General features: G+C 72.4%; 24 protein-coding genes. 8 read left to right on the top strand and 16 right to left on the bottom strand.

The genetic code is table 11. The features are described from left to right. Nucleotides 1-328 precede the first annotated feature (328 nt). Nucleotides 329-1,561 carry a M20 family metallopeptidase gene (locus K4G64_RS26380; protein WP_221758493.1) on the bottom strand — a complete coding sequence of 411 codons (1,233 nt, stop codon included), beginning with the start codon at nt 1,559-1,561 and terminating at the stop codon, nt 329-331. A 289-nt stretch (nt 1,562-1,850) separates the two neighbouring features. On the opposite strand from K4G64_RS26380, the gene K4G64_RS26375 reads away from it, so the two are divergent. Beyond that, entirely contained in the window at nt 1,851-2,540 is a 690-nt protein-coding gene (locus K4G64_RS26375; protein WP_260461007.1) for a class I SAM-dependent methyltransferase, read from the top strand. 10 nt (nt 2,541-2,550) lie between these two features. Here the strand turns inward: K4G64_RS26375 and K4G64_RS26370 are convergent, their stop codons facing one another. From K4G64_RS26370 to K4G64_RS26355, 4 genes are read right to left on the bottom strand one after another with little or no spacing between them, the layout of a single operon-like run. Further along, entirely contained in the window at nt 2,551-3,720 is a 1,170-nt protein-coding gene (locus tag K4G64_RS26370) for a hypothetical protein (RefSeq protein ID WP_260461004.1), read from the bottom strand. Between the two features lie 46 nt (nt 3,721-3,766). After that, nucleotides 3,767-4,705, bottom strand: coding sequence for an N-acetylneuraminate synthase family protein (locus K4G64_RS26365; protein WP_221758491.1), 939 nt, complete (start codon nt 4,703-4,705; stop codon nt 3,767-3,769). Nucleotides 4,706-4,718: 13 nt separating this feature from the next. After that, complete coding sequence (locus tag K4G64_RS26360) at nt 4,719-5,993, bottom strand: N-acylneuraminate cytidylyltransferase (protein WP_221758490.1); 1,275 nt, start codon at nt 5,991-5,993, stop codon at nt 4,719-4,721. 35 nt (nt 5,994-6,028) lie between these two features. After that, nucleotides 6,029-7,399 (bottom strand): DUF6716 putative glycosyltransferase, encoded by a 1,371-nt coding sequence (locus tag K4G64_RS26355; protein ID WP_221758489.1) that lies wholly within the window; start codon nt 7,397-7,399, stop codon nt 6,029-6,031. 198 nt (nt 7,400-7,597) lie between these two features. Between K4G64_RS26355 and K4G64_RS26350 the strand changes: the two genes are divergently transcribed. The 4 genes from K4G64_RS26350 to K4G64_RS26335 all read left to right on the top strand — a co-directional run bounded on the left by K4G64_RS26350 (nt 7,598) and on the right by K4G64_RS26335 (nt 12,230). Beyond that, entirely contained in the window at nt 7,598-8,584 is a 987-nt protein-coding gene (locus K4G64_RS26350; protein ID WP_221758488.1) for a glycosyltransferase family 2 protein, read from the top strand. Next, nucleotides 8,584-9,915 (top strand): alpha-2,8-polysialyltransferase family protein, encoded by a 1,332-nt coding sequence (locus tag K4G64_RS26345; RefSeq protein ID WP_221758487.1) that lies wholly within the window; start codon nt 8,584-8,586, stop codon nt 9,913-9,915. Before K4G64_RS26350 ends, K4G64_RS26345 begins: the two co-directional genes overlap by 1 nt. A gap of 175 nt (nt 9,916-10,090) precedes the next feature. Further along, nucleotides 10,091-11,245, top strand: a complete 1,155-nt coding sequence (locus K4G64_RS26340) for an acyltransferase (RefSeq protein WP_221758486.1) — start codon at nt 10,091-10,093, stop codon at nt 11,243-11,245. A 64-nt stretch (nt 11,246-11,309) separates the two neighbouring features. Continuing rightward, nucleotides 11,310-12,230: a class I SAM-dependent methyltransferase gene (locus K4G64_RS26335; protein WP_221758485.1), complete on the top strand. Its 921-nt coding sequence runs from the start codon at nt 11,310-11,312 to the stop codon at nt 12,228-12,230. A gap of 14 nt (nt 12,231-12,244) precedes the next feature. Here K4G64_RS26335 and K4G64_RS26330 read toward each other — a convergent pair whose 3' ends face one another. Next, complete coding sequence (locus tag K4G64_RS26330; protein ID WP_221758484.1) at nt 12,245-12,895, bottom strand: TetR/AcrR family transcriptional regulator C-terminal domain-containing protein; 651 nt, start codon at nt 12,893-12,895, stop codon at nt 12,245-12,247. A gap of 74 nt (nt 12,896-12,969) precedes the next feature. On the opposite strand from K4G64_RS26330, the gene K4G64_RS26325 reads away from it, so the two are divergent. Further along, nucleotides 12,970-14,382: an FAD-dependent oxidoreductase gene (locus K4G64_RS26325; protein ID WP_221758483.1), complete on the top strand. Its 1,413-nt coding sequence runs from the start codon at nt 12,970-12,972 to the stop codon at nt 14,380-14,382. A gap of 11 nt (nt 14,383-14,393) precedes the next feature. On the opposite strand, the gene leuE is transcribed toward K4G64_RS26325, so the two are convergent. Then, nucleotides 14,394-15,041 carry a leucine efflux protein LeuE gene (gene leuE, locus K4G64_RS26320; protein WP_221758482.1) on the bottom strand — a complete coding sequence of 216 codons (648 nt, stop codon included), beginning with the start codon at nt 15,039-15,041 and terminating at the stop codon, nt 14,394-14,396. A 47-nt stretch (nt 15,042-15,088) separates the two neighbouring features. Then, nucleotides 15,089-16,669 (bottom strand): methylmalonyl-CoA mutase, encoded by a 1,581-nt coding sequence (locus tag K4G64_RS26315; protein ID WP_221758481.1) that lies wholly within the window; start codon nt 16,667-16,669, stop codon nt 15,089-15,091. Nucleotides 16,670-16,810: 141 nt separating this feature from the next. Here K4G64_RS26315 and K4G64_RS26310 point away from each other — a divergent pair, with 141 nt between their 5' ends. Next, nucleotides 16,811-17,656 (top strand): L,D-transpeptidase family protein, encoded by an 846-nt coding sequence (locus tag K4G64_RS26310; RefSeq protein WP_221758480.1) that lies wholly within the window; start codon nt 16,811-16,813, stop codon nt 17,654-17,656. A gap of 157 nt (nt 17,657-17,813) precedes the next feature. Here the strand turns inward: K4G64_RS26310 and K4G64_RS26305 are convergent, their stop codons facing one another. From K4G64_RS26305 to K4G64_RS26290, 4 genes are all read right to left on the bottom strand, one after another. Further along, on the bottom strand, nt 17,814-18,941 hold the full coding sequence (locus K4G64_RS26305) for a hypothetical protein (RefSeq protein WP_221758479.1): 1,128 nt from the start codon (nt 18,939-18,941) through the stop codon (nt 17,814-17,816). Then, nucleotides 18,941-19,615, bottom strand: a complete 675-nt coding sequence (locus K4G64_RS26300; RefSeq protein ID WP_221758478.1) for an RNA polymerase sigma factor — start codon at nt 19,613-19,615, stop codon at nt 18,941-18,943. The genes K4G64_RS26305 and K4G64_RS26300 overlap by 1 nt, the downstream gene beginning before the upstream one ends. 381 nt (nt 19,616-19,996) lie before the next feature. Next, complete coding sequence (locus tag K4G64_RS26295; RefSeq protein ID WP_221758477.1) at nt 19,997-20,776, bottom strand: hypothetical protein; 780 nt, start codon at nt 20,774-20,776, stop codon at nt 19,997-19,999. 152 nt (nt 20,777-20,928) lie between these two features. Then, a complete protein-coding gene (locus K4G64_RS26290) occupies nt 20,929-21,546 on the bottom strand; it encodes an RNA polymerase sigma factor (RefSeq protein ID WP_221758476.1) in 618 nt (205 codons plus the stop codon). A 216-nt stretch (nt 21,547-21,762) separates the two neighbouring features. Here K4G64_RS26290 and K4G64_RS26285 point away from each other — a divergent pair, with 216 nt between their 5' ends. Continuing rightward, a complete protein-coding gene (locus K4G64_RS26285; RefSeq protein ID WP_221758475.1) occupies nt 21,763-22,965 on the top strand; it encodes an N-acetylmuramoyl-L-alanine amidase in 1,203 nt (400 codons plus the stop codon). Nucleotides 22,966-22,967: 2 nt separating this feature from the next. Here K4G64_RS26285 and K4G64_RS26280 read toward each other — a convergent pair whose 3' ends face one another. The 4 genes from K4G64_RS26280 to K4G64_RS26265 all read right to left on the bottom strand — a co-directional run. Next, nucleotides 22,968-23,363, bottom strand: coding sequence for a hypothetical protein (locus K4G64_RS26280; protein WP_221758474.1), 396 nt, complete (start codon nt 23,361-23,363; stop codon nt 22,968-22,970). Between the two features lie 153 nt (nt 23,364-23,516). Then, complete coding sequence (locus K4G64_RS26275) at nt 23,517-24,071, bottom strand: hypothetical protein (RefSeq protein WP_221758473.1); 555 nt, start codon at nt 24,069-24,071, stop codon at nt 23,517-23,519. Between the two features lie 108 nt (nt 24,072-24,179). After that, nucleotides 24,180-24,686, bottom strand: coding sequence for a hypothetical protein (locus tag K4G64_RS26270; RefSeq protein ID WP_221758472.1), 507 nt, complete (start codon nt 24,684-24,686; stop codon nt 24,180-24,182). 93 nt (nt 24,687-24,779) lie between these two features. Then, nucleotides 24,780-26,211, bottom strand: a 1,432-nt coding sequence (locus K4G64_RS26265) for a glycoside hydrolase family 20 protein (RefSeq protein WP_221758471.1), incomplete at its 5' end; no start/stop codon positions are given.

The raw sequence follows: 26,211 nt of genomic DNA, 5'->3' as shown, positions 1-26,211 counted from the left end.
GGGGTGTGGGGTGTGGAGCGTTGGGGTTGTCTGCCTGGTGCGGCGCCGTGGTGGTTGTTCGCGCAGTTCCCCGCGCCCCTGAAATCCGTGCGGCGCCATCGTGGCTCGTCGCGCAGTTCCCCGCGCCCCCAAGTGCACGTGCGGCGCCCTGGTTGCCCGTCGCGCCGTTCCCCGCACCCCCAAGAGCACGCGCGGCGCCGTCGTGGCTGTTCGCGCAGTTCCCCGCGCCCCCAAGTGCACGTGCGGCGCCGTCGTGGCTGTTCGCGCCGTTCCCCGCGCCCCTGAGGGGCGTGTCCCCCGCGTCCCTCGAGAGGCTGGGGGCTGGTGGCTAGCGGAGGCCGTTTACCAGGGCTGCTGCTGTGAAGAGTTCCACTCCTACCGTGATGGCCGATTCGTCGACGTCGAAGTCGCCCTGGTGGAGGTCGCGGATCTGGCGTTCGCCGGGGGTGCGGACGCCGAGGCGGGCCATGGCGCCGGGGACGTGTTCCAGGTACCAGGAGAAGTCCTCGCCGCCGAGGCTCTGCTCGGTGCCCTCGACGGACTCGACGCCGCGGCGGGCGATCATGGCCTCGCGCAGCAGTTCGGTGACGCCGGGCTCGTTGACGACGGGCGGGACGCCGCGCACGTAGTTGATCTCCGACTTGGCGCGGTAGAGGTTGGCGATCTCGTCGATCGCCGCGACGACGACGTCGGGAGCCTGCCGCCACGCCTCGAGGTCGAGGCAGCGCACGGTGCCGGAGAGCTCGGCGTGCTGCGGGATCACGTTCGGGGCGTGGCCCGACTCGACGCGGCCCCAGGTGATGGCGAGCCCGCTGCGGCTGTCGAAGCGCCGGCCGACCAGCGCGGGCACGTCCGTGACGACGCGGGCGGCGGCGGTGACCAGGTCGGTCGTGAGGTGGGGGCGGGCGGTGTGGCCGCCCGGGCCGTCGAGGCCGATCTCCAGCCGGTCGCAGGCGGAGGTGATGGGGCCCTCGCGCAGACCGATCTTGCCCGCGTCCACCCGGGGGTCGCAGTGCACGGCGATGATCGCGCCCACGCCTTCCAGCGCCCCGCACTTGATGACGTCGGCGGCGCCGCCGGGCAGCACCTCCTCGGCGGGCTGGAAGATCAGCCGGACCGGGCGGGGAAGCGCGCCCCGCCGGTGCAGTTCGGCGAGGACCAGCCCGGCGCCGAGGACGACGGTGGTGTGCACGTCGTGACCGCAGGCGTGCGCGCGGTCGGGCACGGTGGAGCGGTACGGGCACTCCGTCTTGGTGTCCGGGATGGGCAGGCCGTCGATGTCGGCCCGCAGGGCGAGCATGCTGGGGCCTCCGTCCCACTGCTCGCCCTCCACGCCGATGTCACAGACGAGTCCGGTCCCCACGGCGAGGACGCGCGGCTTGAGGCCGGCCCGCTCCAGCCGCTCCTTGATCGCGGCGGTGGTGCGGAACTCCTGGTTGCCCAGCTCCGGGTGCATGTGCATGTCGCGCCGGAACGCGATGAGCTCCGCCCGCAGAGCGTCGGGCAGCGCACCGGGAAGTACGGCTCCTCCGGGAAGATCGACCTCGGACTCCAGTGACATCAGTGGCTTCACCCTTTGAAGGGTAGGGCGCCGAGGCGGTCGACCGACCCTGGATCAACAAAACTTCAACCCGAAAGGGGAAGAAAATATGACCGCCGGACGCATAGCTATCAAGTGAGATGGGTACACTGGCCAGCCTTTTGGGCCGGGCCGGGCCGCCCACCCCCCGGAGTGTGACTTCGACCATATGCGCGTCACGACTCCGGTATCCATCCATCCTCTCCACGGATACCACGCCGTGCGCGGCGAACACGGGCGTGTTCATCTGCCGGACGCGCGCCCCGCTAGTCTGCGTCCCGTGCGCGCCCCCGAGTTCCTCCAGTCCACACAGGCCTCGTACGACGCCATCGCCGAGGCCTACACCGCCGAGCACCCCGACAGCCTGGCCGGCAGACCGCTGGAGCGGGCGCTGCTGACGGCCTTCGTGGAGCTGGTCCGGGAGCCCGGCGTACCGGGGAATCCGCCGGTCGCGGACGTCGGCAGCGGTCCGGGGTACGTGACGGCGCGGCTGCACGAGGCCGGGCTGCCGGTGTTCGGGGTCGACGCCTCGCCCCGCATGGTGGCCCTGGCCCGCCGGGCCCACCCGGGCTTGCGCTTCCACGTCGGTTCCATGACCGCGCTGGACCTGCCGGACGAGACGCTCGGCGGCGTCGTCGCGCTCTACTCGATCATCCATGTGCCGGACGATCATCTGCCGGCCGCCTTCGCCGAGTTCCGCCGTGTCCTGCTGCCGGGGGCGCCCGTGCTGCTCGGCTTCCAGTCCGGGGACGAGGACGGACACCAGCGGCTGACCGAGCGCTACGGGCAGGAGATCACGCTCGACTACTACTGGCGCACCCCGGACACCGTCGCCGCGCACCTCGCGGAGGCGGGCCTGGAGCTCCATGCCCGCCTCCTGCGCGAGCCCGGCCCCGGGGAGAAGCTGCCGCGCGCGTTCCTGCTGGCCCGCAGACCGGGGCGGGTGCCGCGGGAGGTGTGAGCCGGGTGCGTCACGACGCCGCCGGGCCGACCAGGCCCGCGGAAGGTGGCGTGGCGGTGAAGGGTGCCGGGTCGGTCGAGGCGGACGGGCTGCTCGGGTTCACCGGGTCCGGGGCTGCCGTCGGAGCCGTCGGTGAGAGCCGGTGGACGTCCCGGGCCGTGCCCGTGACGCCGGACAGGAAGCCCTGGGCGCGCGGTGAGGCGTTCTCGGTCAGCCAGGCGGGGTCGATGTCGCAGACGGCGACCCGGACCTCCGTGCCGGACAGGGCGAGCGGGAGGGTGTGGACGACCGTGGACGGGAAGCTGAGGACCGTCCGGCCGATGGGGCCGCGGCGGGCGATCAGTTCGAGGGGGAGTTCGGGGCGGACGATCTCCAGGCCCGTCGCGGCCGCGAGGCGGTGGAGCTTGTCCGTGCTCTCGCGGCGGTGGGCGAAGTAGCGGGTGGCGCCGTGGGCCTTGGCCAGCGTGTGGACGGCCTCCAGGTAGCGGCCGTCGTCCACGACCCCGGTCTCCACCAGGGACGTGCCCACCATGTCCGCGCCCTTGGTGATGCGGGGCGGGCCGAAGCGCGTCCGGGTCCAGGCGAAGGTGTGGGCGCGCACGGTCACGCCCGCCGGGGTCTCCTCCATCGGCATGGCGGAGAAGATCTCGATGTGGCGGCGCTCGCCGGGGGTCAGCCGGCGGCGGGCCGACGCCGACACCGGTGCGAAGATCACGTCCCGGGGGCCGGGGCGGCCGCCCTTGCGGTGCCAGCGCACCAGGCGTTCGCCCCGGGCCAGCTGCCCGACGAACTCCATCGTCGCCGTGCCGTCGTCGACGACGACCAGGTCACGGGCGCGGGTGATGGTCAGCAGCAGCTGGACGTAGCGGGAGAAGGGGTCCCCCAGCACGACCCGGCGTGCCCTGCGGAGCAGGCCGGACAGGCCGCCGATGGTCTGGAAGGGCGCCAGCGGCCCGCCGCGTGCTTCCTCCCAGCGGACCTGGTGCCCCTCGTCGCGGGCCAGGTCGGACATCCGCCGCAGCTGTCCGCGTGTCATCGGGTCGACGGGCGACAGCACCACGAGGGTGAGCCCCACGCCGGGCGCATGCGCGTGCGCCCACTCCAGCACGTTCAGCAGCTGTACCGGGCTCTCGACGAAGGCGAGAGTGTGGGGGCCGGCGTTCCCGGCGCGGGGGCTCATCGACGTACGACCGTCCCGTGGTGAGGGGGGTTGTGGGGGTGGGGGATCAGACGCCTACCGGCTCGCCCGCCGCGTCGGCGATCTCCGCCTCCGCGACCACACCGCTGACGCGGCGCAGCTTCTTCATCGGGCCGAGCTCGGACTCGTAGACCTTCTTGACGCCGTCACCGAGGGAGGCCTCGATGGTGCGGATGTCACGGACGAGGCGCGTCAGGCCCTGCGGCTCCACGGACGCGGCCTGGTCCGAGCCCCACATGGCGCGGTCGAGGGTGATGTGACGCTCGACGAAGGTGGCGCCCAGGGCGACCGCGGCGAGGGTGGTCTGCAGGCCGGTCTCGTGGCCGGAGTAGCCGATCGGGACGTTCGGGTACTCCTGCTGGAGGGTGTTGATGACGCGCAGGTTGAGCTCCTCGGCCTTGGCCGGGTAGGTCGACGTGGCGTGGCACATCAGGATGTTGTCCGAGCCGAGGACCTCGACCGCGTGGCGGATCTGCTTCGGCGTCGACATGCCGGTGGAGAGGATCACGGCGCGGCCGGTGGAGCGCAGGGCGCGCAGCAGCTCGTCGTCCGTGAGGGAGGCGGAGGCGACCTTGTGGGCGGGGACGTCGAACTTCTCCAGGAAGGCGACGGCCTCGGTGTCCCACGGGGAGGCGAACCAGTCGATGTTCTTCGACTTGCAGTAGTCGTCGATGGCGCGGTACTCGGCCTCGCCGAACTCCACGCGGTGGCGGTAGTCGATGTAGGTCATCCGGCCCCAGGGGGTGTCGCGCTCGATGTCCCACTGGTCGCGCGGGGTGCAGATCTCCGGGGTGCGCTTCTGGAACTTCACCGCGTCACAGCCGGCCTCGGCGGCGGCGTCGATCAGCTTGAAGGCGTTCTCGAGCTCGCCGTTGTGGTTGATGCCGATCTCACCGCAGACGTAGACCGGACGGCCCGGGCCGACCTCGCGCGAACCGAAGCGGCGGATACGGGAGTTGGTGCTCATGGCAGAGATGTCCTTACTTGGTGAGGGAATCGAGAGAGGGGCCGAGGATCCAGCTGGCGATCTCTCGGATCGCGCCGTCGCCACCGGGGACGGTGGTGACCGCGCGTGCGGCGCCGCGCACGACGTCGTGGGCGCTCGCGACCGCCACGGGCCAGCCCACGAGGGCGAAGCACGGGAGGTCATTGACGTCGTTGCCGACGTAGAGCACGCGCTCCGGCGCGATGCCCTGCTCCTCGCACCACTGCTTCAGCGCGAGGTCCTTGCGGTCGATGCCGTGCAGCACCGGGAGCTTGAGCTTCCGGGCCCGGGCGGCGACCACAGGGTTCTGTTCCGTGGACAGGATGAGCATCTTCAGGCCGCTCCTGCGGAGGGCCGCGATGCCGAGTCCGTCCCCGCGGTGCACGGAGACGAACTCCCGTCCGTCGGAGTCGACGAGCACCCGGTCGTCGGTCTGGGTGCCGTCGAAGTCGAGGACGACCGCGTCGATGTCGTCGGCGGTCGGGAGGGCGCCGGGGCGCTCCGCGTCGAAGAGCGGGGCGAGGGCCCGGGCCCGGGCGAGGTCGTGCGGGTCGTCGATCTCCAGCACGCGGGCGGGGTCCGTGCGGACCAGCTCGGTGCGGCCGAAGAAGCGGTGCTGGTGCTTGCGGAAGCCGGAGGCCTCCATGGCGTAGGCGGCGCCGGTCTCCAGCAGGTCCTGGGGGCGGTCCTGGCGGCGGGGCCGGAAGGACTTGTCGTGGTTGACGCCGTAGCCGCCGCCGACCGCGTCACCGTGCTCCGCGTCGGAGCCGGCCGCGACGACGTCCTCGGCGGACTCGGCGTCCCGCCAGACGAACCCGTGGAAGGGGGCCACCGTCACCGCCGTGTCGGCGCCGTTCTCGACGATCGCGCCCGCGACCCCGTCGATGTCCTCGCGGACGATGAACGGGCTGGTGCACTGCACGAGCAGGACCACGTCCACGACCGCGCCGTGCAGGGCCTCGTGCGCGTCCACGGCGTGCAGGACGGCGGCCTCGGAGGTGGCGGTGTCGCCGGCGATGGCGGCGGGCCGCAGCACGACCTCGGCGCCGGCCTGGCGGGCGGCGGCCGCGATGGCCTGGTCGTCGGTGGAGACCACGACGTCGGTCACCAGCCGGGCGGCCCGGCACTCGCGCACCGCGCGCGCCACCAGCGGGACACCGCCGACGGGCAGGAGGTTCTTCGCGGGGACGCCCTTGGAGCCGCCGCGGGCGGGGATCACCGCGAGCACGCGGCGCATCGAGGCGCCTTGGCCCGCTTCCGGTCGGGACATGGGGTCTACTCCTTGGGCAGGGGGCTCGGGGCGGCTCACAGCTCGCCCATCCGCCGGATGACGGGCGCCACGCGCTGCACGCCGTGCCGGTAGGCGCCGCGCGCCGCCCGGCGCACGATCTGCCGGACCGGTCCGGGCTCCTTGTCGGCGGCGGGCGCGCCGGGCAGCGGGGTGCCGTCCGGGCCGAGGTGGTGGCGGGCGAGGATCCCGGGCAGATAGCCGGGCGCGGTGACGGGGGTGTAGTACGGGGTCAGCGGGGTCAGACCGCCGGGCCGGTCGAGCAGCTCGGCGATGCGCCCCCGGGCCGCGTCGAAGGCGGAGTCGTAGGTGCCGTCGGCCGCGACGCCCTGCCGGGAGACCCACTCCTCGTCGGGGGTGGGCCGGTGCCCGGCGTCGAGCTGGTCCCAGGAGGCGAGGCAGCCGGAGCCCACGAAGTGGTGGTTGCCCAGGGACTCGCGGATGCCGAGGTCGCTCAGCACGACGGTCGGGATCCGGCGGTGCAGCGACTCCAGGGCGGCTGTGGAACTGACCGTCACGAGCAGGTCGGTCCGGTCCAGGACCTCGCCCATGTTGCCGTACACCAGGCGGAAGTTGGCGGGCGGATCGAGGCGCTGCACCAGCTTCTGGTACGGCAGCTCCTCGATGTGGGTGGTGTGTTCGCCGGGCTTGGAGCGCAGCTTCAGCAGCACCTCGCGCTCGGGGTGCCGGCGGGCGTGCTGCACCAGCCGGTTCAGCAGGTACGTACGGTCCTTGCGGCTGTCCGGGACCGAGGGCTGGGCGGCGAAGACAACCGTGTAGGGCCTGCGCCCTTGCTTCGCAGAGGGGTCGTGTTCGCCTTGGTACGGCGCACCGCCGAGGAACGGCAGGGCCACCTCGGTCACCGCGGAGGCGTCGGCGCCGACCCCTTCGTACACGGCCCGGAAACGGTCCGCGTCCTGGCGGGAGTTGGCGAGGACCAGGTCCGCGCCGTGCCGCAGCAGCAGGCCGTCGGCGAGCTTCTCGTAGACGACACCGACGTAGCCGGTGACGACGACGGGCCGCGAGGTGCGGTTCTCCCAGACGCGTGCCAGGCCGTGGAGCATCGCCTGCACTCCGCCGCCCACGAGGGACAGGACGAGGACGTCGTAGGACTCCTCGGCCATGGCGCGCAGGAACTCGACGGCGGTGACCTCCCGCAGCGAGTCGGCGCGCACGCCCACTTCCGCCAGCTGGCGCGGGGTGGGCGTGGCCCGGCCGCGCAGCAGGAATCCGTCGAGGAGGGGGCCGACTTGCGCGCCCTCGCGCGGTGCGGCTTCCATGGACGGTCCCGGGGCGATGCGGTCCGCTGTCAGCGCACCCCATTTCCATCGGGTGTCGCTGTCCGCGAGGACCGCGATTCGCGGGCGATTCGGTGTACTTACTGGCACGTCGATGACGCTAGGAAGCGAATCCGAGGTATGGCGGAACCGCGACTCAACGAAAAGTTAACAACAGCCCACCGAGAGCCGAACTGGCCTGCTGGAAGGCGGGAAGTACACGGGGTGCACCGTTCTGACACATGGAGTTCACCCGGTGTACCTCCATCGGAAAGTTCAGCTGCCGGGCGGCCTCCTAACGTTTTGCGGGTGCCTAAGCTTTCCGTGATCGTGCCGTTCTACAACGTGCAGCAATATGCCCCGGACACCCTCAGAAGCCTTCGGTTGAATGCCGACCGCGATTTCGAGTTCATCCTGGTCGACGACCATTCGAAGGACGAAACTCCGGCCATTCTCGAACGAGCGGCCGAGGACCTTTCGGATGTCGCCCAGGTGCGGTACATCCGCCACGAGAAGAACGGTGGGCTCGCCACCGCCCGCAACACCGGCCTGGACGCGGCGCAGGGCGAGTACCTGACGTTCCTGGACGGTGACGACTGGCTGGCCCCCGGCTACTTCGCTGAACTGGTGTCCGCGATGGACGGCCTGGGGTGCGACTTCGTGCGCACCGACCATGTGCAGGCCACCGCCCGGGCCCGTTCGGTGAGCAGGGTGCCGATCGGCCGGCGCTGGGAGGTGTTCAGCCCGCGCGAGGCGATCCTGCCCGCCCACCGCTCGACCTCGGTGGACTACGCCTACGCCTGGGCCGGCGCCTACCACCGCCGCCTGGTCGACCGGGGCCTGCTGCACTTCACCGACGGGCTGCGCACGGCCGAGGACCGGCCGTGGATCTGGAAGCTGCACCGCGAGGCGGAGTCGTTCGCCGTGGTGAGCCTGCTGGGCGTGTTCTACCGGCGCGGGGTGGCCTCGTCCCTGACGCAGATCGGCGATGTCCGCCAGCTTGACTTCATCCGGGCCTTCGACCAGGTGATCGAGGAGACGGCCGCGGACCGCGACGCCGACCGGCTGCTGCCCAAGGCGGTGCGGACCTACTGCGCGATCATCGCCCACCATCTCTCCAACGAGGACAGGTTCGAACCGGCCGTGGCCAGGCAGCTGCGGTCGATGAGCGCGGCGGCCATCAAGCGCATGCCGCAGGACGCACTCGGCGACGCACTGGAGGCCATGGACATGGACCGCGCGTCCAAGCTGCGGCGGCTGCGGCGCCGGGTCACCACGACGGGAGCGGCCGCCTGATGCCCGGGACCACTCAGATCTTCTGCGCCTCGACGCTCTACGGCGTCGCCACCCTGGCCGCCGCGATCGACTCCGGCCTCTTCGAGGAGCCGGACCGCCGGGTGCTGCTGGTGTTCAACAACTCCGCGACCCCGGAGACCACTCCGGCCCTCGACGAGATGCCGGGCTTCGCGCCGCTGCGCGAGCACTTCGACGAAGTGCTGTCCTGGAACGAGGCGATCCGCCCCTTCCACCCCGGGGCGTGGACGCCGCGCGCCGACGACGTCCCGCTCTTCGAGCGCTATCTGCGGCTGCTGTGGAACCTCGGCGACGACCGGGTGAGTCTGGTGCTGGAGTCCATCCAGGTGGCGCCCGCGCTGACGGTGGCCCAGCTGTTCACCGACGCCCCCGTCGACGTCTACGCCGACGGCCTGATGAGCTACGGCCCCACCCGCAACAAGCTCGACCCGCTGGTCGGCACGCGCGTGCGGCGGCTGCTGCACCTCGATCTGGTGCCGGGGCTCACGCCGATGCTGCTCACCGAGTTCGGCGTACCGGCGCACCTGGTGCCGACGCCCGCGTTCCTGAAGGTGCTCGGCGAGGTCACCGAGACCGTGTCCGAACTGCCGGACGTGCCCGGCGACTCGGCGCTGCTGCTCGGTCAGTACCTCTCCGCGCTGAACATCCTCTCCCCCGAGGAGGAGGAGGACCTGCACGTGCGGATGATGCGGGGCGCCGTCGCCCGCGGCCACCGCACGGTCGTCTTCAAGCCCCACCCGACCGCACCGGCCCGCTACAGCCGCGCCCTGGAGACCGAGGCCGAGAAGCTCGGTGTGGACCTCACCGTGCTGGACACGCCCGTGCTCGCCGAGGTGCTGTTCGACCGCGCCCGGCCCGCCCTGGTCGTCGGCTGCTTCTCGACCGCCCTGTTCACCGCGTCCGCGTTCTACGACCTGCCGGTCGCCCGCATCGGCACCGAGCTGCTGCTGGAGCGGCTGACGCCGTACCAGAACAGCAACCGGGTGCCGGCCACGCTGGCGGACGCGCTGCTGCCCGGCCTGGAGAACGGAACGGACGGCGACGTCCTGCCGGCCGAGCAGCTGTCCGGCCTCCTCACGGCCCTCGGGTTCACCATGCAGCCGCAGATCCACCCGGACCTGCGCCCGCAGGCCGAGCGGTTCCTCGCCCGGCACCTCGGCCCCCGCACCCGGCGCTATTTCAAGAAGCGCCGTCTCACCGCGCTCGGACTGCCCGGGGGCATTCCGCAGCGGCTGGCGTTCCTGCCGCGCAATTCCACGGCACGCCGGGTGGTCAGGCGGGCCCGGGCCCTGCGCAAGGCGGTGCGCCGCTGAGCCGGTCCCGCCCGGGCCGCCGCCCCCCGGCGACATCCAGATGAACCCACGGGGACCGGCAGGCGAAGCCTGTCGCCGTCGAACGTAATTCCGTCAACTTCCGTCCTAGGGTGACAGGCGCCCGCCCACAGGCGGCTCAGGCAAAGGACATACGAGCCACACAGAGGTTTCCAGCGTGACCGAGACGGTCGTCAGCACCCGAAAGCCCCGGCCCGGCGTCGCCGTGCTGGTCGAACCACCGGGGGCCACGACCGTCCCACGGCGTACAAAGGACTCCGGCGGGCGGCTGCGCGCCCTCGACGGGATGCGGCTGGTGGCCGCGCTGATGGTGGCGCTGTACCACTACGGCGGACGCGACGGTGAGGTCGCCCAGGCCTGGGGCACCTCGCCTCAGGAGCAGTTCCCCACCCTGCACCCGCTGTTCGCCTACGGATGCCTGGGCGTCCAGGTGTTCTTCGTGATCAGCGGTTTCGTGATCTGCATGAGCGGCTGGGGCCGTCCCCTGACGTCGTTCTTCGCCTCCCGCGCCTCCCGGCTGCTGCCCGCCTACTGGGCGGCCGTCCTGCTGGTGACCGCCGTCTTCGCGCTGCCGGTGGTCGCCTACAAGGCCGTGTCGCCGAGCGACGCCCTGGTGAACCTGACGATGCTGCAGATGCCCCTGGGCGTCGACCGGGTGCTCGGGGTGTGCTGGACCCTGTGGGCGGAGGTCCGCTTCTACGCCCTGTTCGCCCTGTGTGTCGTACTGCCCGGGGCGAACCGCCGCCGGGTGATCATGTTCTGCGCGGGCTGGATGCTGGCGGCGGTGATCGCCGAGAACGCGAACATGCCGCTGCTCGACATCGTCCTGATGCCCGAGTACGCGCCCTTCTTCATCGGCGGTGTCGGCCTCTACCTCGTGCACCGCGACCGGCGGGACGTCCACGGGTGGGGCATCGTGGCCGTCAGCTGGCTGATCGGCCAGCACTACGCGGTGCAGGGGCTGTGGCACGCCCCGGACCCAGATGCCTTCTCCTACCGCTCCTCGTTCGGGATCATCGCCGTCGTCACCTTCGGCTTCGTGGCGGTCGCCGCGATCGCGCTGGGCCTGCTGGGCCGGGTGAACTGGCGGTGGCTGACGGTCGCGGGCGCGCTGACGTACCCCTTCTACCTCGTCCACGAGCATCTCGGCTGGGTGGTGATCCACGCCCTGCACCGCGGTCTGGGACTGCCCTCAGGGGTGACCTTCGCGCTGACGGTGGCGTCAATGCTGCTGCTGGCGTGGTTGCTGCACAAGTATGTGGAGAAGCCGCTGACGCCCCGGCTGCGGGCGGCCCTGACGAGGACCCGCTGACCCTGTTCACGGGACGTTCAACCGGCCGTCGATCGGGGCAATGCTCGAAGAGAAGGCTCGCCTCATGACCCAAGCACAAGCGACCGACACGCACCCCGGCGAACTCGCCGACGTCCCCGGCTGGTTCCCGCCGCTGGACCAGATGCTGTTCACCTGGTTCCTCGAGCAGCAGAAGAAGGCCGGCATAAAGGGTGATCTGCTGGAACTCGGCGTCTACATGGGCAAGAGCGCGATCCTCCTCGGCCACCACCTCCAGGACGGCGAGCTGTTCACCGTCTGCGACCTCTTCGAGGGTGACGCCCCGGACGAGGCCAACAAGGCGGAGTCCTCGAAGTCGTACGCCTCGCTCACCCAGCAGGCCTTCGAGCGGAACTACCTCTCCTTCCACGACGCCCTGCCGACGGTGATCACCGGCCCCAGTTCCCTGGTGGACGAGAAGGTGGCCCCGGACACCTGCCGCTTCATCCACATCGACGCCTCGCACCTGTACGAGCACGTGTACGGCGACATCGGCGCGGCCCACGACATCCTGCTGCCCGAGGGGGTGGTGGTCCTCGACGACTTCCGCTCCGAGCACACCCCGGGTGTCTCGGTCGCCGCCTGGGAGGCCGTCCTCAACCGCGGTCTGCGCCCGATCTGCCTCAGCACGCAGAAGATGTACGCCACCTGGGGCGACCCCGAGCCGCTCCAGGAGGAACTGCTGGAGATGCTGGGGCAGCGCTCGGACGTCGGGGTGAGCGTGCAGGAGGCGGCCGGGCACCGGCTGATCCGGACCCGCTCCCGGGGCATGAAGCCGCCGGCCTTCCCGCCCTCACGGCACTACGTGGAGCCGGCGCCCGCACCGGCGGCCGCCCCCGCGGTCGCCGAGACGCGGGCGGCAGGTCCGGCCCGTCCCGCCCCGTCCCGGGCCCGACGGCTCGCCAAGGACCTGCTGCCGCCCGTGGTCACCCGGGCCGTACGGCGGGCCCGCGCGAAACGGTCCTGACCCGCCGGACCGCTTCATGAGACCCCGTAGCGCGCCCCGATCCCCCCGATCACGAGGGCGAGTCCCTCCTCGAAGTGCCGGTCGTAGTCCTCGAAGATCTCCGCGCCCGCCTGGGCCGACAAGGGAAAGTCGGCCATCAGGCGGGCGCGTTCGTCCATGTCGTAGCCCTCGCGGCGCTCGCCCGGCAGCGGCTGGACGCCCTGCTCCTCGGTGACGAAGCCCAGCGTGTACAGGTAGGCCGTGGTGAGCGCGCGGGCCGCCTGGGCGAGGGTGAACCCGGCGGCCGTGAACAGGCGCAGGTTGTCCTCCATCGGCCCGGCGTGCTCGATGCCGGTGAAGCGTGAGCCGCTGAACACCTTCGCTCCGTCCCGGTAGCGAAGCAGGGCCGCCCGCAGGCCCCGGTTGGACTTCAACAGCCGGTCCTGCCAGCTGTCGCCCGGGTCGAGCGCGGTCCCGGCGACCATCCGGCGGAACATCTCGGTCGCCATCTCGTCCAGCAGCGCCTGCTTGTCCTTGAAGTGCCAGTAGAGGGCGGGCGCCTTCACGTCCAGTTCCCGGGCGATGGCGCGCAGGCTCAGACCGTCCAGGCCCACCTCGTTCAGCAGCCGCAGCGCGGTGTCCGCGACCCGGCGGCGGTCCAGGGGCTCGCGTCGTTCCGTACTCACGCTTGACAACTTAACACCGTTAAGGCGACTCTCGTGAAGCGGAGCCACTTAACAACGTTAAGGAGGGTGGTCCGATGAAGGTGATCAGGGACACGGACGTGCTGGTGGTGGGCGCGGGACCCACGGGTCTGGCACTCGGGATCGACCTCGCCCGGCAGGGCGTGGCCGCGCTGGTCGTGGAGCGGGCGGAGACGCTGTTCCCCGGCTCGCGCGGCAAGGGGATCCAGCCGCGCACGATGGAGGTCTTCGACGACCTGGGCGTACTCGGCGCGATCCGGGCAGCGGGCGGCACCTACCCGGTGGGGATGATCTGGCAGGACGGCGGGCGAGTGGCTGAGCACCGGATGTTCGACGCCGCCGAGCCGAGCGAGGCCGCACCCTACAACGAGCCGTGGATGGTGCCGCAGTGGCGCACACAGCAGATCCTGCGGGCGCGGCTGGAGGAGCTGGGCGGCGAGGTGGCGTTCGGCCGGGAGCTCGTCGGTCTGACACAGGACGAGGAGGGGGTGCGCGCGGAGATCGCCTCGGGCGGGGCCGTGACCGCCCGGTACGCCGTGGCGGCGGACGGCGGCCGCTCGACCGTGCGCGGGCTGCTCGGCATCGGTATGACGGGCGAGACCGTCGACCCGCACCCGACGCTGGTGGCGGACGTCCGGATCAGCGACCTGGACCGGGACAACTGGCACGTCTTCCCGCCCGGTGAGGGGGACGGCTTCCTCGCGATCTGCCCGCTGGCCGGCACCGAGGACTTCCAGCTGGTGGCGCAGTTCCCGGAGGGGACGGCCCCGGACCTCTCCCTGGCGGGCATCCGGAAGGTCGTCGCCGCCCGCTCACACCTCGCGCCGGAGTCCGTGACGGAGCTGCGCTGGGCTTCGGACTTCCGGCCCCGGGCGGCCCTCGCGGACCGCTTCCGCTCCGGGCGGGTCTTCCTCGCCGGCGACGCGGCGCACGTCCACTCCCCCGCCGGTGGCCAGGGCCTCAACACCAGCGTCCAGGACGCCTACAACCTGGGCTGGAAGCTGCGCGCGGTGCTGCGCGACGGCGCGGACGCGGCGCTGCTCGACTCCTACGAGGAGGAGCGGCGGCCCGTCGCCGCAGAGGTGCTCGGGTTGTCCACCCGGGTGCACCGCGGCGAGACCCGGCGCGGCGGGGCCACCCGCCAGCTCGGGCTCGGCTACCGGGAATCGCCGCTCACCCGCGAGACCCGCACCGGCCCGGGCGCGGTGCGGGCGGGCGACCGCGCACCCGACGGCACGGTGGCGGGCGTCCGGCTCTTCGACGCGTTCCGCGGTCCGCACTGGACACTGCTGGCCCTGGGGGACGCCCAGGCACCGGACCTCGGCGCGCGGATCCCGGTCGTACGGGGCCCCGCCCCCGGCGCGTACGGGCCCGGTCTGTACCTCGTCCGCCCCGACGGCTACGTCGGCTGGGCCGGGGACACGGCGGCCGGTCTCCCGGAGTACCTGGCCCGCTTCGGCCGGGGCTAGGCCGGGTCGCGCTAGGAACTCGCCAGCGACAGCTTCACCGCGAACCCCAGGAACAGCGCGCCCGCCGCCGAGGTCGCCCCGGCCGACAGCCGCCGGCGGCGGCGGAAGGCCGCGGCCAGCCTGGTGCCGCCGAATATCAGCGCGCTGAGGTAGAGCACACTGGCGAACTGGGCGAGGGCGCCGAGGACGACGAAGGACAGGGCCGGGTAGGCGTACCCCGGATCCACGAACTGCACGAAGAAGGCGACGAAGAAGAGGATCGCCTTGGGGTTGAACAGGCTGACGACGAAGGCACGGCGGAAGGGCCGCTCCTCGGCGGGCGCGGTCGCCTCGCCCTCGGCGGTCCGCTCAGCGCGCGTGCGCCACATGCCCCACGCGGCCCGCAGCATGCCGATGGCCAGCCAGGTCAGATATCCGGCCCCCGCGTACTTGACGACGGCGAACAGCACGGCGTTCGCCTGGAGCAGCGAGGCGACCCCGGCCGCGGACAGCGTCATCAACACCGCGTCTCCGCACCAGACTCCGGCGGAGGCGGTGTACCCGGCGCGCACACCGCGGCGGGCGGCCACGGACAGCACGTACAGCGAGTTGGGGCCGGGCAGCAGAATGATCAGGACGAGGCCCGCCAGGTAGGTGGGCAGATCGATGACACCGAACATGCGAATGAGTGTCGCACGCGGGTCCGACACCCCGCCCCGGCCGTCGCTCAGAAGGCGTCGGACGGGACGTGCGCCCCCCACACCTCGCGCAGCGCGTTGCAGACCTCGCCGACGGTGGCCCTGGCTCGGAGCGCTTCCTTCATGGGGTAGAGGACGTTGTCGTCGCCCTGGGCGGCCTTGCGCAGCGCCGCAAGGGCGGTGTCGACGGTCGGCTGGTCGCGTTCGGCGCGGAGGGTGGCCAGGCGTTCGGCTTGGCGGGCTTCGATGGCGGGGTCGACACGCAGCGGCTCGTAGGGCTCCTCCTCGTCGAGCCGGAAGCGGTTGACCCCGACCACGACCCGCTCGCCGGAGTCGGTCTCCTGGGCGATGCGGTAGGCGTTGCGCTCGATCTCGTCCTTCTGGAAGCCGCGTTCGATGGCCTCGACCGCGCCGCCCATCTCCTCGACCCTGTCCATCAGCTCCACGGCCGCCGCTTCGACGTCATCGGTGAGCTTCTCGATGGCGTAGGACCCGGCGAACGGGTCGACGGTGGCGGTCACGTCGGTCTCGTGGGCGAGGACCTGCTGGGTGCGCAGGGCGAGGCGGGCGGACGTGGCGGTGGGCAGGGCGATGGCCTCGTCGAAGGAGTTGGTGTGCAGCGACTGCGTGCCGCCCAGTACCGCCGCCAGGCCCTGGACCGCGACCCGGACCAGGTTCACCTCGGGCTGCTGGGCGGTCAGCTGCACCCCGGCGGTCTGGGTGTGGAAGCGCAGCATCAGCGACTTGGGATTCGTCGCGCCGAACTCCTCGCGCATCACCCGCGCCCAGATCCGCCGCGCGGCACGGAACTTGGCGACCTCTTCGAGCAGGGTGGTGCGGGCCACGAAGAAGAACGACAGGCGGGGCGCGAAGTCGTCGACGTCCATGCCCGCGGCGACGGCGGTGCGCACGTACTCGATGCCGTCGGCCAGGGTGAAGGCGATCTCCTGCGCGGGCGAGGCCCCCGCCTCGGCCATGTGGTAGCCGGAGATGGAGATGGTGTTCCACCTCGGCATCTCAGCCCGGCAGTACTGGAAGATGTCCGCGATCAGCCGCAGCGACGGCTTGGGCGGGAAGATGTAGGTGCCCCGGGCGATGTACTCCTTCAGCACGTCGTTCTGGATCGTGCCGGTCAGCCGGTCCGCGGCGACGCCCTGCTCCTCGGCGACCAGCTGGTACAGCAGCAGCAACAGTGCGGCCGGGGCGTTGATCGTCATCGACGTCGAGACCTTCTCCAGCGGGATCCCGTCGAACAGCACCCGCATGTCCTCGATCGAATCGATCGCCACCCCCACCTTGCCGACCTCGCCGTGCGCGATCGGCGCATCCGAGTCGTGGCCCATCTGGGTGGGCAGGTCGAAGGCGACCGACAGGCCCGTCGTGCCATGGGCGATCAGCTGCCGGTAGCGGGCGTTGGACTCCGTCGCCGTGCCGAAACCCGCGTACTGGCGCATCGTCCAGGGGCGGCCCGTGTACATCGACGGATACACGCCACGGGTGTACGGATACGCCCCCGGCGCCCCCAGCTTCTCCGCCGGATCCCAGCCCTCGAGGGCCTGCGGCCCGTAGACCGGCTCGATGGGCAGTCCGGACTCCGACTCACGCGCCATGGTGGTGTGCCTCCCGCAGAGCAGTGACCTCGCTCACCCACCATGCCCCCTGGTTCGCGAGCGGTCACGTCCGGGGAACATCTCAGGTGACATCCGGGCACACCGGTGAGACGAGCGGGGGGCCGTGTGCGTACCACGGGCATGGGAAGAGCGTTCGTAGCCGGGCTCGCCGTGCTGGCCGCGCTGACCGGCTGCACGGTGCAGACGCCCGACGGCGAGGGGAAGCGCCGCTCGCCCGTGCACATCGAGCTGCCCGGCGACACCCCGGCCCCGGACCGTACGCCCGCCGGGGGCGGCGAAGCGCCGAGCGCCGGGCCCGCGCCGGACGACGACAAGCCCGCCGCTCCCGCTCCGGCCCGCGTGCTGTGGTCCCGCGGCGACACCGGCCGGGACGTCCGGGAGCTCCAGGCCCGGCTGCGGCAGGTCGCCTGGCTGTTCGAGGGGCCGACCGGGACGTACGGCGAACAGACGGAGCGGGCGGTCAGCGGCTTCCAGGGCAAGCGCGGGCTGCCGCGCACCGGGAAGACCGACGCCGTCACCTGGCAGCGGCTGGTGCGCATGACGCGCGAGCCGGGCCGGTGGGACCTCTATCTGATGGGCGGGCAGCGGGCCGACCCGCCGGACGCGCGCTGCCGGACCGGCCGGGTGCTGTGCATCGACAAGACCAGCAGGACACTGCGCTGGATGATCGACGGGCGGACCGTGTCGACGATGGCGGTCCGCTTCGGCTCGCAGGGCACTCCGACCCGGGAGGGCGTCTTCTCCGTCTACTGGAAGTCCCGCGACCACGTCTCGACGCTCTACGACTCGCCCATGCCCTACGCGATGTTCTTCAGCGGCGGCCAGGCCGTGCACTTCTCGGCGGACTTCGCCGCCCGGGGCTACGCGGGCGGCTCGCACGGCTGCGTCAACGTCCGGGACGAGGCGGCGATCGCGGAGCTCTACGCCCAGGTCCGCAACGGCGACAGGGTCGTCGTGTCCTGGTGACGGCGGGGCGAGGAGTTAGGGGCGCGGGCGGGACCGGGGGAACGTGTCCCGCCCGCGCTCAGGTGCACGAGCCGTAGGTACGGGGGGAACCCCGGCTCTGTGCGACGGCCGATGACCAGTCGGCTCACTCATTACTGCGCCGGGGCGGCCGAAAACGTCACACCGTTGGCCGAGAGATTTTCAGGGAGTGCGAAACCGCAGGTCGCAGCGGTGCGAGAGAGATCCGGGAGCCGCCGCGGTCCGCGTCGTCATCGTCGTCCTTCTTACCGGACCGCTCCTCGGACCCCTTCTCGGCCTTCCGGTCGGCCTTGTCCTGCTTGCGGTCCTGGCCGCCGTCCTGCTTGCGGTCCTGGCCGCCGTCCTGCTTGCGGTCCTGGCCGCCGTCCTGCTTGGGGTCCTGGTCGCGGTCCCGGCCGGTGCCCGTGCCCTGGTGCCGGCCCTTGTCCGCGTGGTCGTCGCTCCCACGCCCACCCGGGCGGGGGCCGGCCGAGGACAGGACGCCCTTGCAGTACTTCCACACCCGCAGGCCGTTCGCCGCCTCCCGCAGGGCACGCCTGCGGTCGGGATCCAGCCGCTTGCCGTCGCGGAGGTCGCGGCAGGCGGCGGTGATCTCCCCGCGGTCGTCGCCGGAGCCGTCCTCCCGGCCGTCCTGCTTCGGGTCCGCGTCGTCGCGGTCGTCGTCCCGGCCCTGGGCTCCTGCCCCGCCCGTCGACGAGCCGCCCGGGGCGTCGTCGGGGGTGGAGCCGCCCTGTGCGGCCTCGCTCGGCGAGGGCGACACCAGCGGGCGTTCGGGGTGGGGGACGGAGGCCGAGACGGAGGCGCCGGGGTGGGGCTCGTCACCGCCGAACGGTGCCCTCAGGGCTCCGGTTCCGGCCGCGAGAGCCACCCCGCCGACCATGCCGACCGCCAGCACGGCGGCCAGGGCCAGGCGCGCGGGACGTGCCCAGCGGGGCGGCCGGGCGGTGCCGGCGCCGCCGTCGCCGGGGGCTCCGATCCGGACCAGACCCGCGTCGGGGACGCCCGCCGCGTCGCTGCCGCCGGTGGCCGCCAAGGCCGCGGCCACGTCGTCGCGTTCCGCTCGGGCCTTGCGGAAAGCGGCCATCGCGGCGGCTTCGCCGGGGAGTTCATCGCTGGTCAGCGGGGGTGTGGCGGACAGTGCGCCGAGGGTCCTGGCGAGCTGTTCGGCCTGGTCCCGGACGGCGCCTTCGACAGCTCCGGGTGGCTCTCCGCTCAGCAAACGCTCCGCCGTTTCGCGGTCCAGCCACCTGTACTGCTCGTCGGCCATCACACATCCTTCTGCGTCCGCGCAACGCTGTGCGTCACACCTGCGGACGTCACGGCACCGCCACGCGGTTCTCGCTGGGGCGGCAGGGCATCGAGCACCCCGGCCGATTCCGGATCGGCCTGCGGGTCGTCGCCGAGCAGTTCGGCGAGCCGCTTCAGACCCCGGTGCGCCGCCGTGCGGACCGCGCCCGGGCGCTTGCCGAGCGTCTCGGCGGCGGTCTTCGCGTCGAGCCCCACCACCACACGCAGCACGACCGCTTCGGCCTGGTCCTGCGGCAGCCGGGAGATCAGGGAGAACGCACCATCGGTGGCGAGCGCCTCGATGGCCTCGCCGGCGGTGTCCGACTCGGCGGCACGACCGGTCAGCTCGGTCTCGTCACCGCCGATCGCGGGCCGGCGCCCGCGCATGCGGATGTGGTCCAGCGCGCGGTTGCGGGCGATCCGGGCGGCCCAGCCGCGGAACCGGTCCGCGTCGCCGGTGAACCGCTCCAGATCGCGGGCTATCTGAAGCCACGCCTCGGACGTCACGTCCTCGGCGTCGAGGTCGCCGACCAGCGTCCGTACGTACCCGAGCAGCCGCGGATGCACCGTGCGGTACACAGTCCGGAACGCGTCCTCGTCTCCGTCCTGTGCGGCGCGCACCGCGGCGGTCAGCTCCGCGTCGTCCCCCAGCACCGCACCCCTTATACGCCTAAACCGGCGCCGCTTTCGCGGACCGGGTTCTCGCCGTCGTGGTTCCTCAATTGATGGTTGCGGTATCAAGACCGCAGGTGGTAGCGGTGGTCGTACCGCCTTCGCGTTGGCGCGAATGGCACGTTACGACCTGAAACCATGCGCCGTCCATGTCCGTCCGGGATGCAACTAAGCCGTGATGCGGCGGGGTGTGACAGAAAACGCACCCTGCGCGCTGTAGGTAGTACGGGCCGCCGCGCGGCCCGTGCCGCGCGACGGCCGGGGCCTCTCCTGTGGGGGGTGGCGGCCTCGGCCGTTGCCAAGGCGGGCCTGTGCGGGCTCGCGCGGCGGGCAGGCCGTGACGGCCGATGCTCGCGGAATCCCTTACTGGTGACGGCCGTTGGGCTGGGAGCGCTTGCTCCGGCTCTTGTCCGAGCCGTTGTCCCCGCTGTTGCCGGAGCCGTCGCCCGCTCCGTTGTTCTCGGCCGGTGCGCCGTCGTCCTTCGCGGAACCGCCGTTCCCGGAACCCCCGCTCCGGCTCTTCGGCGCGTCCAGCTGTTCGGCGCAGTACGCCGTGACGTTCCTCTCACCGCCCGCGGCGGCCACCAGACGCTGCCAGGACGTCGCCTCCATGGCCTTGCCGCGCCGGCCGACCCGCTCGTAGGCGCGGCAGTGGGCCTCGGTGTCCTGGGCGGTGGCCGGCCGGTCCGGGGAGGGGCCGGTGCCGGGGGTGGGGCTGTGGCCGTCGCGGGACGGCTGCTCCGACGGGTCGCGCGGGGCACTGCTCGGGGCGGGCCGCTGCTCGGGGGTGTCCTTCGTGCCGTCCTCCGGCGATCCCGCCACGCCGATCGCCGCCACGGCGACACCGCCCAGCGTGAGACTGGCGAGCAGCACGGAGAGCGTCGTCTTCAGGGACCGGCCCGGGTGCCGCCGTTCCCCGGCGCGCCAGTCGTCCCGGCGGCGGGTGCGGGTGCGCAGCGCGCGGGTGCGCAGGGCCCCGGCGTCCCGGGCGGCCCGGAAGGCGGCCAGGGCCCGCTGTTCGGCCTCGGCGTCGACACCGTCCCGGATGAGGGAGGCGACGATCAGCGCCTCGACGTCGGCATCGAGGAGGGCGTGCCGGGAACCACGGCCGGACAGCCCGCCGTCGTTCTGCCGTTCACCCATGTCCGTTTCCGTCCCTGCTCGATCCGATCGATCCGTCTGCCCCGGCGGCGCCCGCCGGCCCACCGGGCCCCAGTACGTCCCGCCGGTCCGCCCTGTTCAGGACACCGACTCCGTGCGACCCGACCGGGCCGCACGCGAAACCGCCGGTTCCGCTACGTCGACTCACCCAGCGTCCGGGGAGCCTCATCCGTCACACTCTCCGCGCCCAACTGCCCGGCGAGGCGTTTCAGGCCCCGGTAGGCGGCCGTGCGCACCGAGCCCGGCCGTTTGCCCAGAACCCGCGCCGCGGCCGGGCCGTCGAGGCCGACCACGACACGCAGCAGCACGGCCTCGGCCTGATCGCGCGGCAGCCCCCGGACCAGCTCCAGGGCGTGCTCGGTGGAGATGGCCTCCAGCGCCTGGTCGTGCGTGCTCTGCGGTCCCGGCAGTTCCAGGACGTCCTGCTCCAGCGCGGACGACCGGGGCCGTACCCGCTGCCGGCGCAGGTGGTCCAGCGCCCGGTGCCGGGCGATGGTCGCCGTCCAGCCGCGGAAGCCGGCCCCGTCGCCCCGGAACCGCCCGAGGTCCCGGGCGATCTCCAGCCAGGCGTCGGACGCCACGTCCTCCGCGTCGTCCCCCACCAGGCCGCGCAGGTAGCCGAGCAGCCCGGGCTGCACGAGACGGTAGGCGACCGCGAAGGCCGCCTCGTCGCCCTGCTGGGCCCGCGCGACGGCCGCGCCCAGTTCCCCGTCGTACGCCTGCCCGCGCCGGGGTTCCGTTCCCTGACCCAAGTACCGTCCTCGTCCGTGCCGAGTGCGCGCCCTCCCACGGTCATCAGCGCCGGTCCGCGCGGAAGTGTCACAGCGCGTCAGGCGCGGGGCATCCGCGACCGTTCGGGTCAACCCGGCCCGCCGTCCTCGGGAGCCCGGCCCCGCGGAGGTTTCGGCCAAGTGAAGTACCGGGGACCTCTGCTCGCGATGCCACCGCCCACGAAAGGCGAGCGCCGTATGACATCCCCTCTCCTGCGCACCGCCGTCGCCACCGCCCTGGCCCTCGGCGCACTCGGACTGACCCAGCCCGCCCGGGCCACCCCCTCGGACGGTGTGCACACCGTCCGGGTACCGGACGGTGACCCCCACGACCGGTCCCTCGCCCCGCGCACCACCGAGCCGTTCAGCCTGATCGGCGTCACCTGGGACGACCCGGACGCGGCCCTGGACGGCACCGTCCAGGTGCGCACCCGCTCCCGGGTGAGCGGCGCGTGGAGCGCATGGCGCCCCCTGGAGGCCGACAGCCGTACGCCCGAGACCGGCCCCGACCGTGACCGGGCCGGGGTGCGGGGCAGCACCCAGCCGCTGTGGACCGGGCCCTCGGACGGTGTCCAGGTGCGGGTGGCGGGCTCGCGTCTGCCGGAAGGGCTGCGCGTCGAACTGGTCGACCCCGAGGGCGGGTCGGACTCCGTGCACACCGCGGTCGTCGAGCCGGGCGTCGTCCCGCCGGCCGCCGGGCCGCAGGCGGCCGAGCGTCCCGCCATGACCTCGCGCTCCGCCTGGGGGGCGGACGAGTCCCTGGTGAAGGACCCGCCCACCTACACCGGCAACACCAAGGCGGTGTTCGTCCACCACACGGCGGGCACCAACGACTACACCTGCTCCCAGTCGGCGTCGATCGTGCGCGGCGTGTTCCTCTACCACGTGCAGAGCAACGGCTGGAACGACATCGGCTACCACTTCCTCGTCGACAAGTGCGGCACCGTCTTCGAGGGCCGTGCGGGTGGCGTCGACAAGCCCGTCCTCGGCGCGCACACCTACGGCTTCAACACCGCCACCAGCAGCGTCTCGGTGCTCGGCGACTACTCGACGGCGGCCACGAACGCCGCGGTGCGCGCGTCGGTCGCGAAGGTCGCCGCGTGGAAGCTCGGCCTCTACGGCATCGACCCGACCGGGACGACCGTGCTGACCTCCGGTGCCGACAACGGCAAGTACGAGCTGGGTCAGAAGGTGATGTTCCACCGCATCTCCGGCCACCGCGACGGCTACCCCACCGAGTGCCCCGGGCAGCACCTCTACGACGACCTGCCCGAGATCCGCACCCTGGCCGCGAACGCCGGCAAGCAGGCCGAGCCCGCCGCGGAGCCGCCGGGGCTCCTGGACGAGGACGGGACCGAGGACGGGACCGAGGACTTCGCCGAGGGCGTGCTCGGGCGCTGACGCTACCGCCGGGACCCGGTGCCCACCGCGTCCCGGCACAGCAGCCGCAGCGATCCGTGGCCGGCGTAGCAGCGGCGGGCCTCCTCGATGGGGTCCCACAGACGCCCGTCGGGGGTGCGGATCCAGTGGTCGCCGCCGGTCGCCCACCACTCGGCGCCGGACTGACGCACCATCACCTCACCGGCATACGCGCCGAAGCCCCGCAGGACCTCCCGGACGGCGGCGTCGGGCGCTCCCTCCCGCCGTATCCCCTCGATCATCCGGTCGACGCTCCACAGGCTCTGCGCCGAGTAGTCGAGGTACAGCCGTGCTCCCTCGCGCATCGTCGCCACTGTGTCCGCCGCCCACCGCAGCGGCTTCGCAGCCGCCGATGGCCTGGTCTCCGCTTGAGTCGTCACACCCGACAAAGCGCTGCGGCGAAGCGTTTCGTCACCCTGAATCGGCGGCTTCCCCGAAGCAGCGCAAGACCGACCCACCTCACCCAAGGGACAGTCACAGGACTCTTCCAGGAAGGGGGTTTAGGCCGGTCGGGGCGTCTGGAGCCCGTTTTCTCAGCTCTGTTGCCGACTCCGGCGGGACACCACCGCGCGCAGCACCCGGCGCCCCTCGACCGACAGCTCCAGCGCCCGGCGCAACCCGGCCGGGCCGTGCCCGGCGAGGACCTCCAGGACGGTGATCTGGCGGCGCAGTTCGGCGGCGACGAGGGGCGACATGCCGTCGGTGCGGCCCTCGCGGCGGGAGTCGACGGAGGAGGCCGCGTCCTCGGCGGTGTCCAGAAGCCGATGGATCTGGAGGGAGGCGACGGAGCAGGCGTCGGCCCACACCCGCACTTCCGCGGCGGACCGCTCGGCGGGAGCGGCCTCGAGCATCCGGTGGGCGAGCGCGGCCGCCTCGTCCCCGGCACCGGCCGCGTCCAGCTTGCCGCGCACCTGCTCCAGCCGCTCGCCCCACTCGGCGGCACCCGCGCCGTCGCTGAGACTCGCCCACACCGGCCGCAGGATCTCGTCGTCGCCGCCCAGCAGGGGCACGCACCGATCCAAACAAGCCAGTCCGCTCGCGGCCAGCCCACGCTCGTCGGCCTGTGCGATCAACTCCACCAGGCTCATCCACGTCTCCCTCCGCGGGCCTTCTCCGGGGCCCGATCAGGCCGCTACCGGCCTTCACCCCTCACGGAACCCGCACTTCCCCTTACTGCGTGCAACGGCCCCGGAGTGTCACAGGGGCACCACACCCAGTCTGTCGAGGAAGCGGAACAAGAGGTTTTCGGCCAGGGGATCAGGGTCTGACGTCAGTACGTCCACGAGGGCGTCGGCGTTCACCTCGCGCCCGGCCTCGGCGGCCCAGCGCACGGCACGCTCGGCGGCGTCGCCGGGTTCCAGGAAGTAGTCCTCCAGGGTGAGACCTTCCCGGCCCGCCCCCACGTACCCGGCCATGGCCGAGCGCGCGAGGCAGGTCGTCCACGCCCCGCTCTCCGGGGCCGCGGCCTCCACCACCACGCACTCGCTGTTCATCACGTACCCGAAGAGCGCGGGCGCCCCGGTCTCCCGGGCGAGGGCGTTCATGTTCCCGACGTCGCCGTCGCTGCTCGGGTACTCCCACACCTGCCACCCGCCCGGCGCCAAGGCGCGCTGCGTCAGGCCGTCCCCGGCCCCCGCCAGCGCGTCCAGTTCCTCCAGCGGCCGTTCCCCGCGGCCCACGACGAAGTATCCCCAGTAGCCCATGTCCCGGTTCCCCCCGGCATATTCGGTGCTTCTCGCCAGAAGACCACCACAGCCGTACGGGAGTTCGCAGCCGTATGCGCCAATTCGTGCGGGTCAGCCGAGCCTGTCCGCCAGCGCCCGGAACTGCGCCCAGGTCAGCTCGGGCGCGCCCGGGTCCCACAGCTTCTGGACCGTCGCCCGCAGCGGCATCCGGATCCCGGCCGCGACCTGGCCCTGCGTCTGGGAGTTCGCCAGGTCGCACCAGACGGCGAAGCTCCCGCCGAGGATCTGGTCGTCGTAGCGCGCCGGCACCGCCGCCGTGCCGCGCAGCACCCGCGGCGTCCACTGCTCGTAGATCCGCTGCCCCGTCGGGTAGACGAAGGTCTGCGGCTCGCCGAGCACGTAGTACAGGAACTCGTCGTTGTAGTTGATCACCTTGCGGCCGGCCTGGAGGTACTCCAGGGGCTCCCGGGCGCCGATCTCCTTGCCGGTCCAGTAGGCGACCTGGATGTCCTTGGCGGGCTCGACGGAGGTGCCGCGGAAGAAGCCGTCGTTCCACGCGCGCGGGGTGCGCCCGTGCTCGCGGACGGTGTCGGCCCGGTCGTTGAGCCATCCGGTGGTGAGGTCGGCGACCGTGGCGCCGGAGCCGTACTTCTCCTGCGCGGCCGCGGCCAGCTGCGGGAACGACGCCTCCGGGTCGGAGCGCACCAGCGCCTGGTACTCGTCGGCCCCGAGGTGCCAGGGCTTGCCGGGGAAGAGGTCCGCGTACTCGTTCAGCAGCTCGTCGACGATCTCGGCGCTCTCGGGCTTGGAGATGTCGATGGCGCCCTGTACGGGCGACCCCTGCGCGGTGCGCAGCTGGAGGTCGGGGTGGGCGCGCAGGACCGCGCCCAGGTGCCCGGGTGAGTCGATCTCGGGCACGACGGTGATGTGCCGGCTCTCGGCGAGGTCGATGATCTTCCGTACCTGCGCCTTGGTCAGATGCGGCTGGGACACGATGTCCGGCTGCGTGTCGGACTCGATCCGGAACCCCTGGTCGTCGGAGAAGTGCAGCCCCAGCTGGTTGAACTTCAGGTCGCCCAGCTCCCGGACCCGGTCCTCGATCCAGTCGGCCGTGAAGTACTTGCGGGCGATGTCCAGCATGAACCCGCGCTGCGCCTTGGCCGGTGCGTCCTTCACGACGCCCTCGGGCGCCGTGCCGCCGTCGTGGGTCTCCTGCTTGAGTGTGCGGGTGCCGTAGAAGACGCCCGCGTCGGTGGGCCCGTCGATCTCCACCCGCCCGTCGCGCACGGTCATCGTGTACGACTCCGGGTTCGCGCCCTTGTCGTCGTTCAGCGCCAGCCGCAGGTCCCCGGCCTTCTTGTCGCCCTTCTCGCCCGCGTACGCCATCCCCAGCTCGCCGGCGACCAGCCGTCCCTCGTCGGCCAGCGCCGGGTCGTCCACGACCACCCGGTTGCCCTTCTCGGGCTTCCAGCCCGGGCCGCGGGCCGGCTCGTGGTCCCGTACGGCGGGGATGGTGCGGGGCGTCTCGGACAGGGGGTAGGAG

The sequence above is a fragment of the Streptomyces sp. WAC04114 genome (assembly GCF_019733245.1).
Classification (GTDB): domain Bacteria; phylum Actinomycetota; class Actinomycetes; order Streptomycetales; family Streptomycetaceae; genus Streptomyces; species Streptomyces massasporeus_A.
The sequence above is the reverse complement of the archived record's forward strand: the minus strand, read 5'-3'. Positions and strand labels throughout refer to the sequence as shown.